Origin of the sequence: Thermostichus vulcanus str. 'Rupite' (genome assembly GCF_022848905.1) — a bacterium.
Lineage (GTDB): Bacteria > Cyanobacteriota > Cyanobacteriia > Thermostichales > Thermostichaceae > Thermostichus > Thermostichus vulcanus_A.
This window is the reverse complement of sequence record NZ_JAFIRA010000062.1, coordinates 1-14,053: the sequence shown is the minus strand read 5'-3', so window position 1 is coordinate 14,053 and position 14,053 is coordinate 1. Positions and strand designations below refer to the sequence as shown.

Sequence of the window (14,053 nt, the reverse complement as noted above, 5' to 3'; positions counted from 1 at the left end):
GCAAGCGACCAAGTGAAAGTGAATGCTGTAAGAGCAGTGGTGAAGCGTGTTTAAGGGCAGTGGCATGACCCTCCGGGTCGTGCGGTTCCCGACAGGGTGCCGTAGGCATAGCACGATACGCGAAGCGTTAGCGGGATGAGCGTCAATGGCTGAGTTTGACATACTCCCACACACCGTTGCTCAATGCAGAGGCAGGCTGCTACTCCACGCTCTATAGTGGCTAGTGCTACAGGCTGCATGGCTACGAGCAGGTGGAGATCAAGGTGCTTACAGGGTCTGACTGGATTTGGACAACTGTTCCAACTGTCCCTGATAACCCTGCAGCTTCAGGCCCATTTGAAAATCCTGACAGGCTCCCTCCCAATCCCCACTGGCAGAGCGGGCCAAAGCGCGGTTGAAGTAGGCTTTGACCTGGTGGGGATCCCGTTCGATCACCTGCGTATAGTCGCGGATCGCCTCGGTTAGATTACCCACTTGGGCATAGGCATAGCCTCGATTGTTAAGCACCCAGAGCCTCTCTTCGGCAGTGAGGTTCAGGGGTAACAGCTGGGTGTAGTCCTCAATCGCTTGGCGACAGTCTCCCTGGTGATCCCAGAGCAGGGCACGGCTCAGGAGGGCGCGTGCATCTTGCGGATGCAGGGCAAGGGCCTGGGTGTAGTCGGCAATGGCCAGATCGAGGTGGTTGGCCTGACGGTGCAAATCCCCCCGTTGGCGATAGGCAAGGGCAGCGCTGGCCATACCCCAATCTCGATTGCAGTTCAGGGCTTGATTCAAATCTTCTAGTGCGGCTGCTTGATCCCCCAGCATCTGTTGAATCGTGGCTCGTAGGGCAAATCCTTGGGAAGCCTCCGGTTGGCGTTGGATCAGCGCCGTGAAATCCATGAGGGCTGCGGACAAATCCCCCATCTGTTGTCGAGATAGCCCCCGGTACAACAAGGCTTGGCGCACTAACAGTTCCAACTCCCTCTTGTCCGCAGGGATGGCCCATTCCAGTACCCGATCCAGATCGGCAATGGCTCCGGCTGGGTTTTGGCGGTGATAGCGGACTTGCCCCCGCTGCAGATGCGCTTCCAGATGCTCTGGCTGCTGCTGAATCACTTGGTCAAAATCAGATTCTGCTTCGGGATACTGCCCTATTTGCAACAATAAGGAACCCCGGGCCATCCTTGCCGCTGTGTGCTGCGGATCCCGCCCCAGGGCACGATTGAGATCCTGTAGGGCTGCCTGAGATTGGCCCAACTGGAGCAACGCTTGCCCCCGTCGCCACAAAGCTTCCGTATGGCCGGGATCCCGCTGTAAAACCTGGCTCAGATCCTGGATCCCGGAGGCGGAGTTACCCACCTGCAGATGGGCGATGCCCCGCCCCAACCAAGCCATCCATACCTGAGGATCCTTCTGCAAAACGGTGTCGTAATCGGCAATCGCCTCCTGCCATTGGCCCAAACGCTGATGCAGCTCCGCCCTTTCCAGGTAAAGCTCCCCAAGCTCCGGTTCCAATCGCAGGGCCTGATTCAAATCTGCCAAGGCGGCCTGTAGATCCCCCGCCTCAGCCCGTGCCCGTGCCAGATCCCGATAAATTTGCGCCTGCCCCAGCTCCACCCCCAGTTCCAAAGCACGGTTGTAGTCTTGCGTGGCTCCCTGCACATCTCCTAGCGCCGTGCGCACCTGCCCCCGCTGCAGATAAGCCAACCCCAAATGGGGATCCCGCTCCAGTGCCTGGTCAAAATCCCACAGGGCTGCCTGCCAATCCCTTTGTCGTTGCAGGGCCATGCCCCGGCGGAAATGGGCCTGCACCTGTAACTCCGGCCCCCGCGGGATCCCAGGCTGAGCGGCCAACTGTAGCACCCGCGAAAAATCCTCACGGGCCGCGCCCCAATCTTCCCGGTCGAAGTGGGCATTGCCCCGATTGAAGTAAAGCTGTGGATTTTCTGGATCCCGCTCTAGGGCAGCACTGTAGTCTTGCAAAGCGGCAACGGGATCCCCCAAAAGCAACTGCACCCGTCCACGACTGCTATAGGCGGTGGCATCTTCCGGATCCAGGGCAATGGCTTGGTCAAAATCCGCCAGGGCAGCTTCGATGTTGCCCAGATCCAGGTGGGCAATGCCCCGATTCAAAAACGCTTTCGCCTCCTGCGGATCCAGCTCCAAAGTGCGGTTGAAGTCTTGCAAAGCAGCAGCGGGATCCCCCAAGCCCTGACGAGCCAAACCTCGGTATAGATAGGCCCGCGCCAGCTCCGGGTCCAGCTCAATGGCCCGTCCACAATCCGCCAACACCAACTCCAGCGCTTGGCTGCCCATGTGGGCGATGGCCCGATGCAGGTAAAGGTGGGCTTGACTGGCAGGGTCCTGCCCACTTAGTTCAATGGCCTGGGAAAAATCTTCCACCGCTCCTGACCAATCTCCCAAGCCCTGACGAGCCAAACCCCGGTGATAGTAGGCTTTGCTTTGCCGGGGATCCAACCGCAGCATTTGCGTATAGTCTTCGAGGCCACCCGCCAGATCCAACAGGTTGACCCGCGCCACCCCGCGGTTGAAATAGGCTTCCACATCCTGGGGATCCCGTTTGAGTACCTCTGAAAAATCTGCGGCGGCCCCCCGCGAATCTCCCAAGTTGCCCCGCACCACCCCGCGGTTGAAATAGGCTCGTGCATCTTCGGGATTCAGCTCAATCGCCCGTGAATAATCCTCAATGGCTTCCTGTTGCTGATTCAGTTGTCGGTGGGCATTGCCACGGTTGTAGTAGGCTACCGCCCATTGGGGGTTGAAGCTGAGAGCTTGGCTATAGTCGGCGACGGATCCCTCGTAGTCCTCCAGACGGTAGCGGGCGATCCCCCGGTTGAAGTAGGCGCGGGCATCCCCCGTTAGCTCGATCACTTGCGTATAGTCTTCGATCGCCCCCGCTAGATCTCCAGCTTTGTAACGAGCAATCCCCCGTTGACTGTAGGCGCGGCTATCTTTGGGATCCAGTTGAATCGCCAGGGTATAGTCGGCAATCGCCCCCATGGGATCCCCTTGGCGGGCCTTATCTTGACCCCGGGCCAGTAACCGGGTCACCAAAAACTGATCCACCCCAGCATCGGGAATGGGGGATTCATGGTGGGTAGGCAAAAGGGGGCGCAATGCCTCTAGGACCTCGGCAGCCGACTGAAACCGCTCCTGCCAACGGGGACAAATCATGCGATCCAAAATATCCGCCAGCTCCGGGCTCACCTGCACCAGATCCCGCCAGAGCAACTGACCGGTGCGAGGGTCATCGCGGAGCTTATTGGGAGCACGACCGGTGAGGGCTTGAATGGCCAGCACCCCAACCGAGTAAATATCGCTGCAGGGTTGGGGTTTGCCGTTCAGCTGCTCTGCTGACATGTAACCCACCGATCCGATCACCGTTGCCAGCTGGGTTTGGCCAGGAGCATGGCTAACCAACATCCCCACCTCCTTCACCGCCCCAAAGTCGATCAACACCAGCTTGCCGTCGGCATCTCGCCGCATCAGGTTGGCCGGTTTAATGTCGCGGTGTACAATCTGGTGGGCGTGGACATGGCGCAAAATGTCCAAAACATCCTGCAGCAGTTGCAAGACTTCCGCCTCGCTAAACTGGCGGCCAGGGCGCATTTCGTGGGTGAGATCATGCCCAGCCACAAACTCCTGCACCAAGTAAAAATCTTGATTCTGCTCGAAGTGAGCCAGCAGGCGCGGCACGCGGTCAAAGTTGTTGAGCTGATTGAGAACTTTGGCTTCCCGCTCAAATAATTTGCGAGCTGTGGCCAGGGTGTAAGGATCCGTCGAAAGGGGGCGGAGGCGCTTGACGACACAGGGGGTATCGAAGGTGTCTTGATCCACCGCTTTGTAGGTCACACCAAATCCTCCCTCCCCCAGGGGATTGAGAATGCGGTAGCGTCCCCTCAGAACCATCCCCGCCTTGATGCTGTCATCCATAGCCGAAGCCAACGCTGGTGCAAGCTGGCTCGATTCTGCCACAGTCTGGCGGGCTTCCAATGGGCTTTTGGGCAGGTTCGTGTAGAGATTCTGATTTAGTCTTGGATGTATTCGTTACCGTTAATGAGAGCCGCTTCCGCCCGTTGAAATTCCCGTCCCAAGTAGGCGGCATGGCTCAGTTGGGAAACCACCGTCTCCCCTTCCTGTTCAAAGAGCTGTACACACAATTCTTTCGCGGTGCGTCCAACGAAAACCCGCTCTGGAGAGCGATTCACAGGACCCCGCGCCGGGATCACAGCTCCCGTTTTCGGATCGGTGGCCAACCCCTGTTCGTTGATCACGGTACTGAAGTGCTTGGCACAAATCAGGTGCCGCTCCCGATCCAGGTAGATGATGAAGTAGCCCGCCGGATCCAGATCAAGCGGTCGGCGAGAGAGCTGCTCATCAATGCTGCGAATTTGATCGACCAAAGGCGTGAAAGAAGTAGGCATGAAGCGGCTGACAAAAGACAGGACAGTGAAACGTAACCGAGATTACTTTTCACTGTTTTCATTGTGGCAGATTAAATTCCCTCAGCGGGCTCCCATCCGTATCTCCATTCCGACTCGGATTCAACCGCTAGCGAGGCGCGACCCGATAGAACCTGGTGCTGGTCACCCACTGGTTCGAAGGGATCTCTTCCACCACAATGGCGCGGGCAATGGCATCGGCAAATTGGGATCCCTGGAAGCGCACATCGGCAAACTGTCCACCCCGCTCAAAAGAAGCGATCTCCTGGATATTGAGAGGGCGAGGGGCTGCCACTGCCAACACTTGGGCCTGACCGAAAGGCGGCGCGATGGTCAACTGGTAACGGGCTCCTGGGGGTGGAAAGGTACGGACTTCTCCAGCCCGCAAAAACTCGTTTCCTCCCGATAGACGGTTGGGCAAGATCAAGTTGATGCGGCCATCCGCCTGCACGCTAAACAGATACACATAGGCATCACGGTTGGTGCTGAGACTGATGCGAATCGGCTCACCGGCACGATAAATCGGATTGGATCCGCGCCGATCCAGTTCCAGATTGACACTCAAATCGGAAGGCACCGGGTTGACGATGATGGAGCGGGTGCCAATATCCAACTGACGGGTATCAGCCACTTGTAGCCGCTGCAGAGGGGGATAGAGGCCCAAGGTTTGGGGGAAAACGGCTGTGGCGGGAGCCACAGACAACCCCAGGGCCAGTGGCAGAAACAGAAGTTTGCAGTTCATGGTCCACACCGGATCGATTGCTAGGTTCATCTTAGGAAGTGGCTGGGGTGGCGAGACTCAGGCTTCGCGCAATCTCAGATCGCCTGCTCGGGTAGTTTCCCATACTGCAGATGGCAGCCCAAGAGGGGAAAAGCCGCTGGCCACAGGTGCGGAGTACTGTTCTGCTCTGTTCTGCTATTGAATCGAATCGATGGGGGCAGGGTCACAGGACATCCTGTAAAAGCTAAGCTGCAAATACAAGGGATCCCCTCCACTCCCGATGGAGTTGATTGAGAGTTTTATCCATGGCAGAACCTATCCACCCAGAAGGCTACCAAGAAGGGATTCAGGCGGTACAAGCTGGGGATCTCGAGAGGGCTGTGCAAGCGTTTCGGCAGGCACTCGCCTCCGACCCCACCCACACGGAAGCCCGCTACAAATTAGCCTGGGTACTGGGCATGAGCGGTTATCTGGATCCCGCCTTGGCGGAATTGGAGCAGGTTTTGGCGGTGGATCCCAACCACCGAGAAGCCCACTACAACCGGGGGGCGCTTCTTTTACAAAAAGCCCAGTTGGAAGCGGACATGGACGGGCAGATGGATATCCCCACCCTGCAGCAGGCGGAAGCAGCCTTTCAGGCGGTGATGCGGTTGGATCCTTCCGACCAACGAGCCTATGCCTTTCTCAACTTGGTGAAACGAGCCATTCGCAATTACCAAAAGGATTCTGTAGCGGAATCTAACCGTAGTGTTCGGTAAACCCTTTCACCAATGCCTCTATCGGAGCAATGCTGGGATCCCCTAGCTCACTTTCTGCTTCTTGAGAGATCTGCTTTACCACCTCGGGAGGGAGTTGGAGCTTAGCCACCAACTGCTGAAAGGCTTCCAATTCTTCTAAATTGACTAGGGGTTCTTCCGGGCTACGGGCGCTGGCAGCGATCACCAGGTAGCCCAGCTTAAGGATCAAGCGCTTTTCGGCCTCATCGCTGATCTGGGGCAAAATCTCATCCAACGGGATCCGCTGCACAAAGTACTCCCGGATTTGTTTGGCTAGGCTAGCCTGCTGACTGGGATCCGAAGCGAAATGCTGCGACAGTTGCTGGGCCATCAGTTCCACTTCGGCAACCTCTAGGGCACCATCTGACCACGCCATCGCGGTGACAGCTCGTAAGAGATTCATTTGCTTGGGGGTAATGCCGGGCGGGGGGGGAATGGGCATTGCATCCTCCTGAAAAGCTCACCTGCCAGTGTAGGAGGGGATCCCTGCCGGTGCTCATTAAATTTGGTGTCTGGTGGTGTCTGGCTTCTGAAGACTCCGTGCGACTGATCAGATTGGCTCTGGCACAGGGTGGGCCTTTCAGCCTACGATAGAAGACCGAGCGTCTACGGTTGCTAGAAATTTCATACGTGGTCTGTTCCGAACAGCCTTGGAGAGGTGTCCGAGCGGTTTAAGGAAGCAGTCTTGAAAACTGTCGTGGTTCACGCCACCGTGGGTTCGAATCCCACCCTCTCCGTTCAACCCAGAGACGGGATCCCGGCCCAAGCACTGCACGGGATCCCCCTCAAGCTGATCAGTCCCTATTCCGGAGGGATCTCCGCTTGCGAGAGAGCGACCCCAAGATCCATAGGATTGAAACGGTTCATCGCTGTAGGTAACCCCTCTCGTAGGCAGCACTCTACAGCTTCAACAGCCGTATTCAACACCGCCTCCAATACCTCCTTCTCCTGTGGGGTAAACCCACCCAGCACATGTCCGACAACATCTTTCGAGCCTTTGGGTTTGCCGACTCCCAAGCGCAGACGGGGGAAGGACTCTCCCCCCAAATGTTGAATTAGGGATTTCATGCCATTGTGCCCTCCGGCAGAACCGGATCCCCGTAGACGCAAGCGCCCCAAGGGTAGATCCATATCGTCGTACAGAATCAGCACCGAGCCGGGATCCAACTTGTACCAATCCAAGACCGCTCTGACCGACTGGCCCGAACGATTCATATAGGTTTCGGGTTTGAGTAGGCGTCGCTTTCCCCCCAGAGCAAACCCTTCGCCATAAGTTCCTTGAAATCGCTTTTCCGTAGCCAACGGGATCCCCCAGCGTTGTGCCAGCCGATCCACCAGCATGAAGCCGCAATTGTGGCGCGTGTCTGCATATTGAGGGCCAGGATTGCCCAAGCCAACAATGAGCTGCGGGGCAACCGAATTCATTGAAGAACTCGTAGAAGAATTCATAGCAGTGGGATTGACCTGAGTCACAGATTTTCTTGCGCCTTCGGGCTAAAGTGGGGCATCAGTGTAACTTATATTGCTCTTGATATTGCTCTTGTTGCTCTGTGCCACTGCAGAGACCAAACGGATCTGCGTTGACTGACGGACGGGATCCCTGCTTCATGCCTGCCATCCATTAGAACCCTCGCCGTTCTATTGTGAACCGATTCTGACCGGAGGACTAGCCATGCCCAGCTTGCCAGCCACCCTACCCGTCCATGGCGATGGGGCAGCGGATGAAGCCTTGCAAATGAGCCATCGCCTGATCCAAGTGGGCATAGCCCTCTCTTCCGAGACGGATCTGGGGCGGCTGCTGGAGCTGATCGTTGCACAAGCCAAAGAATTGACCCATTGTGATGGCGGTAGCATTTTCATCCGCGAGGGAGAAGAACTGCGCTTTTTCGTGGTCAGCCGCAATGAAGATCTGCGGGATCTGCGGATGCCCTTGAGCCCTTCCAGCATTGCTGGGTACGTGGTGCTGACGGGGGAGAGCCTGAATTTGGCCGATGTTTACGACTTGTCCCCCGATTTGCCTTATGCCTTTAACCGTCAGGTGGATCAACAAACCGGCTACCGTACCCGCTCTCTGTTGACTGTACCGATGCGGGATCCCTCAGGGCAGGTGATGGGCGCCCTACAACTGTTGAACCGCCTGCAACCGCAGCGCCCTACCCGATTGGATCCCAGCCAGGTGGCGGAATGGAGCCAACCCTTTTCCGCTTTGGAGGCGAGCGTGGCGGAATCTTTGGCCTCTCAGGCGGCGGTCGCCTATCAAAACGTGCAATTGCGGGAAGAACTCAAATCCGCTCACTTCGAAACCATCTTCTGTTTGTCCCTAGCGGCGGAATACCGGGATCAAGATACCTCTCTTCACCTGAAGCGGATGAGCAACTACTCCCGTATCATTGCCAAACATTTGGGGTTATCTAGCCGTGAACAAGAGCTGATTTTCTACGCCAGCCCCATGCACGATGTCGGCAAAATTGGGATCCCGGATGCCATCCTGTTAAAACCCGGTCGCTTTACCCCTGAAGAACGGCTGATCATGAACCGACATCCGGAAATTGGCTACGAAATTCTCAGCAAATCTGATTCGGAATTGATGAAAAAGAGTGCTACTATCGCCCTCACCCACCATGAAAAATTTGATGGTAGCGGCTATCCACGTGGGTTGAAGGGAGAGCAGATTCCCTTGGAGGGACGGATTGTTGCCCTAGCCGATGTATTCGATGCATTAGCCAGTCGCCGCCCCTACAAAGAAGCCTGGGATCTGACAGATATTTTTCGCTTGGTGCAAGAAAGCACGGGCACCCATTTTGATCCACAAGTGGTGGCTGCCTTTGACCGAGGCCGCAGCGAAATTCTGGAGATCTACCACCGCTACCAAGAGCATAGCTGAGAACCTTATTCCTTTATTCCTTTTTTCAGGGGCTTTGCAGAACGGATCCGATCGGGTCTTTTCCGCCAAATGTCGTAGTCAGTCAGCTCCATTGCAAGGCAAACTGAAAGTGTTGGTTTGTCCGTACTGGACTGGCCTGCAAATGTGTTGCTCTACACATTTTTACCCTGTACATGCAGAGGATCCCTGCAATGGCCGCCCTGACCAATCCCCCGACTCTGTCTGTCAATGCCAAGCTGCGTGATCTGACGTTGATTGACTTTCAGGTGAGCGAGTCTACCCCTTGTGAAAACGTTGTCCGTCGTCTGGAGGATGACAATACACTTTGTGGGGTGATTGTAGTGGATGACCGATCGCAGGTACAGGGGATGTTAACTCGCCGCGCCATTTTGGAGTGGATGCTCAGCAAGCCCTATGGGTTGGATGTTTTTCTGAAGCGACCGATTAGCTCCATGGTGGAGTTTCATCAGCGGGGGTTTTTGCTGCTGCCTGGAGACAGCGATGTGATCGAGGCAGCTGGTCGGGCTTTCCAAAGGCCGGAAGAAACCATCTATGACCCTGTCGTTGTGCAACTGGGATCCCGTGAATACCGCCTTTTGGATGTTCCCGTCTTACTGGTTGCCCAGGCACAGGTGCATTTGGCTACCCAACAAAAGTTGCGGGAGCAGCAGGAGGCAATGCGGTCGGTGTTGGTAGCTCTGGAACAGGAAAAGAACCGTAGCTTGCAATATGCCCAAGATTTGGAACGGCAAAAAGCCGAGATCCTCAGCCAAAACCTGGCCCTAGAGGTGGAACGTCGCCAAGCTCAGGAGCGTTCGGAAGAACTGGCCCGTCTCAACGCCCGCATTCTTGAAATTGGTGCGGTGCTCTCCGAACAAGGCCAATCCACCTTTGCCGCCACCTTTAGGGGGGTAGAAGCGGTACGCAGCCTCATCGGAGAAATCACCGCCAGCAGCCAAGAGTTATCCCGTGAGCTGAAAGAGATTGGCACCATCGTCGATTTGATTGTGGAAGTGGCGGGGTATATCCGCTTGCTCTCCTTCAACGCCGCGGTAGAGGCCAACCGTAGCAGCAGCAGTGTCGGTGGGTTTGGGGCCATTGCCCAGGAAATTCGTAAATTGGCAGGGCGTACCACCGAGGCGAGTAACCGCATTCGCAGCCTAGCGGAGCGGATTCAGCGCAAGAGCCAATCCACCTTACAATCTGCCCAGACCAGCTCTGAAGTGGTGCAATCCCTCTACCAGAAGGCCCAATCGGCCCAGTCGGCCCTGGAGCAGTTGCAAGCCCTATTGGAACAGACCCAGACCTAACTTAAAAAAAGCACTTCGAAAAAAGCACTTCGTTATTTCACACCGATTCGGTTACGGCTGCTCTAGGGGTAGGTCTGAAAACAGCAATGGGGCGATATTGGCCGCTTGATTGATGGGGATTTCGTCGTTGATGGCGTACTGGTAAAACTGATCCAATCGCTGACACAAGCCTTCTGGAGTGAGTGCCTGCACATTGGAGCTGATGATGTAGCTTTGGGAAGGAGAAGCGCGAAAAGTTTGAAAGGCTTTGCGGCAAAACGCTTGCTTGGCCTCAGGATCCGCCTGTAACCACTCTGGCCCGGTGAGTTTACCCGATAATATCGGGCCTGGAGCCGCCAACATCGGCAAGCCCGTTGCCAAAACAAAGCAAGCCATGAACAGAAGCACAAGACCCGCTGCCCAGATCCGCCCAAAGAAAGAAACCCGACGCATTTGCAAGGATTGCCCCATAGTTGGATAGGCTGGTGGAGTGAAGACTAGACTCCTTGATCACTTGATCATATTCTGATCATCTTGATCATATTTGAGATCATAGTGGAAGGCTTCCAGCTTTTTCCGACTTCCTGTCCGACTTGAGGCTGAGCAGGATCCTTGCTACGCAAGAGATGAGTCTGTATTGGCTGTAGTTAATGTCGCCGGGAAAAACCGTGGCCTAGTCTGCTGATTCCATCCTATGGCTCGTCAAAAATCCCGCCATAAACAGCGTTTTCCTCATCTGCTGGGCTCCAAATGGACTTCAGTACGCCCTGTGCTGGGTTGGCGACACTTTCAGGTGAAAGCACGTCAGCAGGGGGATGGCGGGCTGGTGTTTGCTGAGCTTGAGGCGGTTTGTGATCCCCAGGTGCGCATTTGGGTGAATGCCTCCGCCCTGAAAAATCGTCAACTCTGGCAAGCGGGCTGGACACCCCTGCAGGATGGGATCCCCTGTGGGCCAGAGTATCCTGAACACAACCCCACAGAGGAGGCGGAAGGCGGTGCGGATTGGTCAGGGATATGACATTCATCGGTTAGTACCGGATCGTCCTTTGATCCTGGGTGGGATCCCGATCCCTTACAAGCGGGGCTTGCTGGGCCATAGCGATGCCGATGTGCTCACCCACGCGATTATGGATGCCCTCTTGGGGGCAGCAGCCTTGCGGGATATTGGCTATTACTTCCCTCCCGAAGATGAGCAGTGGAAAGGGGCGGATAGTATTCTGCTCTTGCAGCAGGTGGTGCAGTTGGTGGGGAAAGAGGGCTGGCAAATCGGCAATATCGACACGGTGGTGGTGGCCGAGCAACCGAAACTCAAGCCTCATATCCCCAAGATGCAGGCCCGTTTGGCGGAGGCCATGCAGATCTCACCCCAGCAGGTGGGGGTGAAGGCAACCACCAACGAAAAATTGGGCCCTGTGGGAGAAGGTCAGGCGATTGCGGCTTTTGCCGTGGCTTTGTTGCTGGCCGCCACCTAGGGGGTTCATGCCAAACTAGAGGCCCAGCATAAAGTTGGGGACAAACGGATGGCGGTTGTGGAATGCAGAACCCAACCCATACGGGGCGGGATGGTCTGGGTGGTGCTCCTTGGGTTGGGGATTCTCTGGCTGAGTGGTTGTGCGGCTCCAACACGGCCCCACTTAATCGGTACGGTCACCTCCGATCCGAAAACCTTCAACACCTACTTGGCCGCCGAAAGCTCTAGCCGTGATGCCATCACCTATTTTGAAGATGGACTGGTTACCCTTGACGAAGACACCCTCTTGCCCAAACCCCAGCTGGCGGAAGGCTGGGAAGTGTTCGACAATGGCTTGCGGTATGTCTTTACCCTACGGGAAGGGTTGCGTTGGTCGGATGGGGAACCTCTGACAGCAGCCGATGTAGACTTCACGTTTAATCGCATCATTTTCGATGAGCGGATCCCCACTTCCTCGCGGGATGTGAAGCGGATTGGCGAGTCGGGGGCATTGCCCCAGGTGCGGGCCTTGGATGAGCGGCGAGTGGAATTTGTCCTGCCAGAGCCTTTTGCCCCTTTTCTGATTCAGGCGGGATCCCCAATTTTGCCCAAACACATTCTGGAGCCCACCGTCGAGCAGGTGGATAGTCAGGGGAATCCCCTCTTTTTGCAAACTTGGGGGATTGATACGCCAGTACAAGAGCTAGTAGGGGCCGGCCCCTACCTGTTGCAGGAATACACCCCTGGGCAGCGGCTGGTCTATCGGCCCAATCCCTATTACTGGAAGGGGGAAGGGATCCCACGCATCGAGCGATTGATCCTGCGCATTGTCGATTCGGAAGATACAGCGCTGCTCCAGTTTCGCTCCCGCGAGACGGATCTGGTGGCGGTTCGGGGTGGCGATTTTCAACTGCTGAAACGGGAGGAAGAACGGGATCAATTCACCATCTATGACCTGGGCCAAACCCTGAACAACAACTTTTTTGCCTTTAACCTCAGCCGAGCCCGGAACCCTCAAACTGGGCGACCCTTTGTGGATCCGATTAAAAGTCGTTGGTTTAATGACCTGAACTTTCGCAAAGCCGTGGCCCATGCCATGAACCGGCAATTCTACGTGGATAGCGTGTTGCAAGGGTTGGGAGAGATCCAGCACTCAGTGTTCTCCCCAGCCAGTCCTTTTTATCTCAGCCCAGAAGAGGGACTGCCCACCTATGAGTACAACCCCGACAAGGCTCGGCAACTGCTGCTGCAGGCGGGCTACACCTACGACAACGAGAGCCATCTCCGGGATCCCGAGGGCAATCGCGTGCGCTTTAGCCTGATCACCAATGCCGGTAACAACCAGCGGGAGGCAACCGGATCCCTGATCATGGCGGATCTGGCCCGCATCGGCATCACGGTGGACTTTAGCCCGATTGCCTTCAACACCCTGGTTCAACGTACCGATACCCGCGATTGGGAAACGCTGTTGTTGGGGTTTGGTGGAGGCGGTACCGAACCGAACAATGGCTCCAATATTTGGCGGAGCGATGGCCGTCTGCACCTGTTTAACTTGGGCAATCTGCCCAATAATCCGGCAGAGGGTGTGGAGGTCTCTGATTGGGAACGGGAAATTGACCGCATTTTTATTGAAGGGGTGCGGGAATTGGATTTTGAAAAGCGCAAGGCCCTCTACGACCGTTTCCAGATCATCATCCAGGAACAACTCCCGCAAATTGGTACGTTTAACCCCTTGGTGCTTTCGGCAGTACGGAATCGCATCGAAGGGGTGGATCCACGCCCGATTCTGGGGCCCTTGTGGAATTTGGATCAACTCTATATTCAGGAATAGCGTTTCGCGGGGTAGGACATGGAAGCGCCTTCGGAGTTGTTGAGTTGTGTCCCCGTCATCCAAATTCGACAGGCGGAACTCAGTCGTGAATTTTATTGCGGGATCCTCGGGTTTTCTCAGGAATGAGAGCACCAATTTGAACCCGGTTTCCCCCGCTTGCTGTTGGTGGGTCGGGGCCCGATTCGCTTGTTTCTCACGGAACATCCCGAGAGTGCTTTTGGTGCCTTGATTTACATCTACGTCTCCGAAGTGGATCCCTTGGCCCGAGAGTTTAGAGGCCGGGGTGCCCCGATCGATCTCGGCCCCATCACCCAACCCTGGGGGGTGCGGGAAATTCATCTACGGGATCCCGATGGCAATCGCCTTCGCTTTGGTCAGGTACTGGAGGAGGAAATTATTCCGATTTGACCGAATCCGGAAGCCCGCTCAGGATCCCGTGTCAGCGAACTGTTGCGGGCAGGCTTGACACTCCACACGCCTAAAGACGTGGGATTCTTGGTTCTATGACCCTCCGGGTCGTCCGGAGGACGACGAGCCAACTTGCTGCTCCCCACCGGAGTGGGAACCCGTAGAGGTCGTCTCTCCCCAAGCGTTTCGGTTGTCTAGCAACCCCGTTCCCGTGTGCCCCACGGTACGCAACCCTCTACGCAAGATGTT

Annotated in this window: 12 protein-coding genes, 1 tRNA gene and 1 pseudogene; 8 read left to right on the top strand and 6 right to left on the bottom strand. The window is 56.1% G+C overall.

What is annotated here, in order from left to right; genetic code table 11:
- Nucleotides 1-267: 267 nt before the first annotated feature.
- The 3 genes from JX360_RS15990 to JX360_RS15980 form a co-directional block, all read right to left on the bottom strand.
- Entirely contained in the window at nt 268-3,912 is a 3,645-nt protein-coding gene (locus tag JX360_RS15990; RefSeq protein ID WP_244352928.1) for a tetratricopeptide repeat protein, read from the bottom strand.
- A gap of 119 nt (nt 3,913-4,031) precedes the next feature.
- Nucleotides 4,032-4,427 (bottom strand): DUF4346 domain-containing protein, encoded by a 396-nt coding sequence (locus JX360_RS15985; protein ID WP_244352927.1) that lies wholly within the window; start codon nt 4,425-4,427, stop codon nt 4,032-4,034.
- Between the two features lie 127 nt (nt 4,428-4,554).
- Nucleotides 4,555-5,187: a DUF4384 domain-containing protein gene (locus JX360_RS15980; RefSeq protein WP_244352926.1), complete on the bottom strand. Its 633-nt coding sequence runs from the start codon at nt 5,185-5,187 to the stop codon at nt 4,555-4,557.
- A gap of 284 nt (nt 5,188-5,471) precedes the next feature.
- Here JX360_RS15980 and JX360_RS15975 point away from each other — a divergent pair, with 284 nt between their 5' ends.
- A complete protein-coding gene (locus JX360_RS15975) occupies nt 5,472-5,924 on the top strand; it encodes a tetratricopeptide repeat protein (protein ID WP_244352925.1) in 453 nt (150 codons plus the stop codon).
- On the opposite strand, the gene JX360_RS15970 is transcribed toward JX360_RS15975, so the two are convergent.
- A complete protein-coding gene (locus JX360_RS15970) occupies nt 5,905-6,384 on the bottom strand; it encodes a tellurite resistance TerB family protein (RefSeq protein WP_244352924.1) in 480 nt (159 codons plus the stop codon). The two genes, JX360_RS15975 and JX360_RS15970, sit on opposite strands and share 20 nt — an antisense overlap.
- Before the next feature lie 210 nt (nt 6,385-6,594).
- On the opposite strand from JX360_RS15970, the gene JX360_RS15965 reads away from it, so the two are divergent.
- Nucleotides 6,595-6,679 (top strand) — tRNA-Ser (locus JX360_RS15965).
- 64 nt (nt 6,680-6,743) lie between these two features.
- Here the strand turns inward: JX360_RS15965 and pth are convergent.
- Complete coding sequence (gene pth / locus JX360_RS15960) at nt 6,744-7,367, bottom strand: aminoacyl-tRNA hydrolase (RefSeq protein WP_244352923.1); 624 nt, start codon at nt 7,365-7,367, stop codon at nt 6,744-6,746.
- A gap of 247 nt (nt 7,368-7,614) precedes the next feature.
- Here pth and JX360_RS15955 point away from each other — a divergent pair, with 247 nt between their 5' ends.
- On the top strand, nt 7,615-8,826 hold the full coding sequence (locus JX360_RS15955) for an HD domain-containing phosphohydrolase (protein WP_244352922.1): 1,212 nt from the start codon (nt 7,615-7,617) through the stop codon (nt 8,824-8,826).
- Between the two features lie 191 nt (nt 8,827-9,017).
- Nucleotides 9,018-10,136: a methyl-accepting chemotaxis protein gene (locus JX360_RS15950; protein ID WP_244352921.1), complete on the top strand. Its 1,119-nt coding sequence runs from the start codon at nt 9,018-9,020 to the stop codon at nt 10,134-10,136.
- Nucleotides 10,137-10,187: 51 nt separating this feature from the next.
- Here the strand turns inward: JX360_RS15950 and JX360_RS15945 are convergent, their stop codons facing one another.
- Nucleotides 10,188-10,568 carry a hypothetical protein gene (locus JX360_RS15945; RefSeq protein WP_244352919.1) on the bottom strand — a complete coding sequence of 127 codons (381 nt, stop codon included), beginning with the start codon at nt 10,566-10,568 and terminating at the stop codon, nt 10,188-10,190.
- A gap of 241 nt (nt 10,569-10,809) precedes the next feature.
- On the opposite strand from JX360_RS15945, the gene JX360_RS15940 reads away from it, so the two are divergent.
- From JX360_RS15940 to JX360_RS15925, 4 genes and pseudogenes are all read left to right on the top strand, one after another.
- On the top strand, nt 10,810-11,133 hold the full coding sequence (locus tag JX360_RS15940; RefSeq protein ID WP_244352917.1) for a TIGR02450 family Trp-rich protein: 324 nt from the start codon (nt 10,810-10,812) through the stop codon (nt 11,131-11,133).
- Nucleotides 11,111-11,587, top strand: a complete 477-nt coding sequence (gene ispF / locus JX360_RS15935; RefSeq protein ID WP_244352915.1) for a 2-C-methyl-D-erythritol 2,4-cyclodiphosphate synthase — start codon at nt 11,111-11,113, stop codon at nt 11,585-11,587. The genes JX360_RS15940 and ispF overlap by 23 nt, the downstream gene beginning before the upstream one ends.
- A gap of 48 nt (nt 11,588-11,635) precedes the next feature.
- Nucleotides 11,636-13,396 (top strand): ABC transporter substrate-binding protein, encoded by a 1,761-nt coding sequence (locus tag JX360_RS15930; protein ID WP_244352913.1) that lies wholly within the window; start codon nt 11,636-11,638, stop codon nt 13,394-13,396.
- 138 nt (nt 13,397-13,534) lie between these two features.
- Nucleotides 13,535-13,804 (top strand): annotated as a pseudogene (locus JX360_RS15925) (glyoxalase superfamily protein); the annotation flags it as partial.
- Nucleotides 13,805-14,053: the final 249 nt, after the last annotated feature.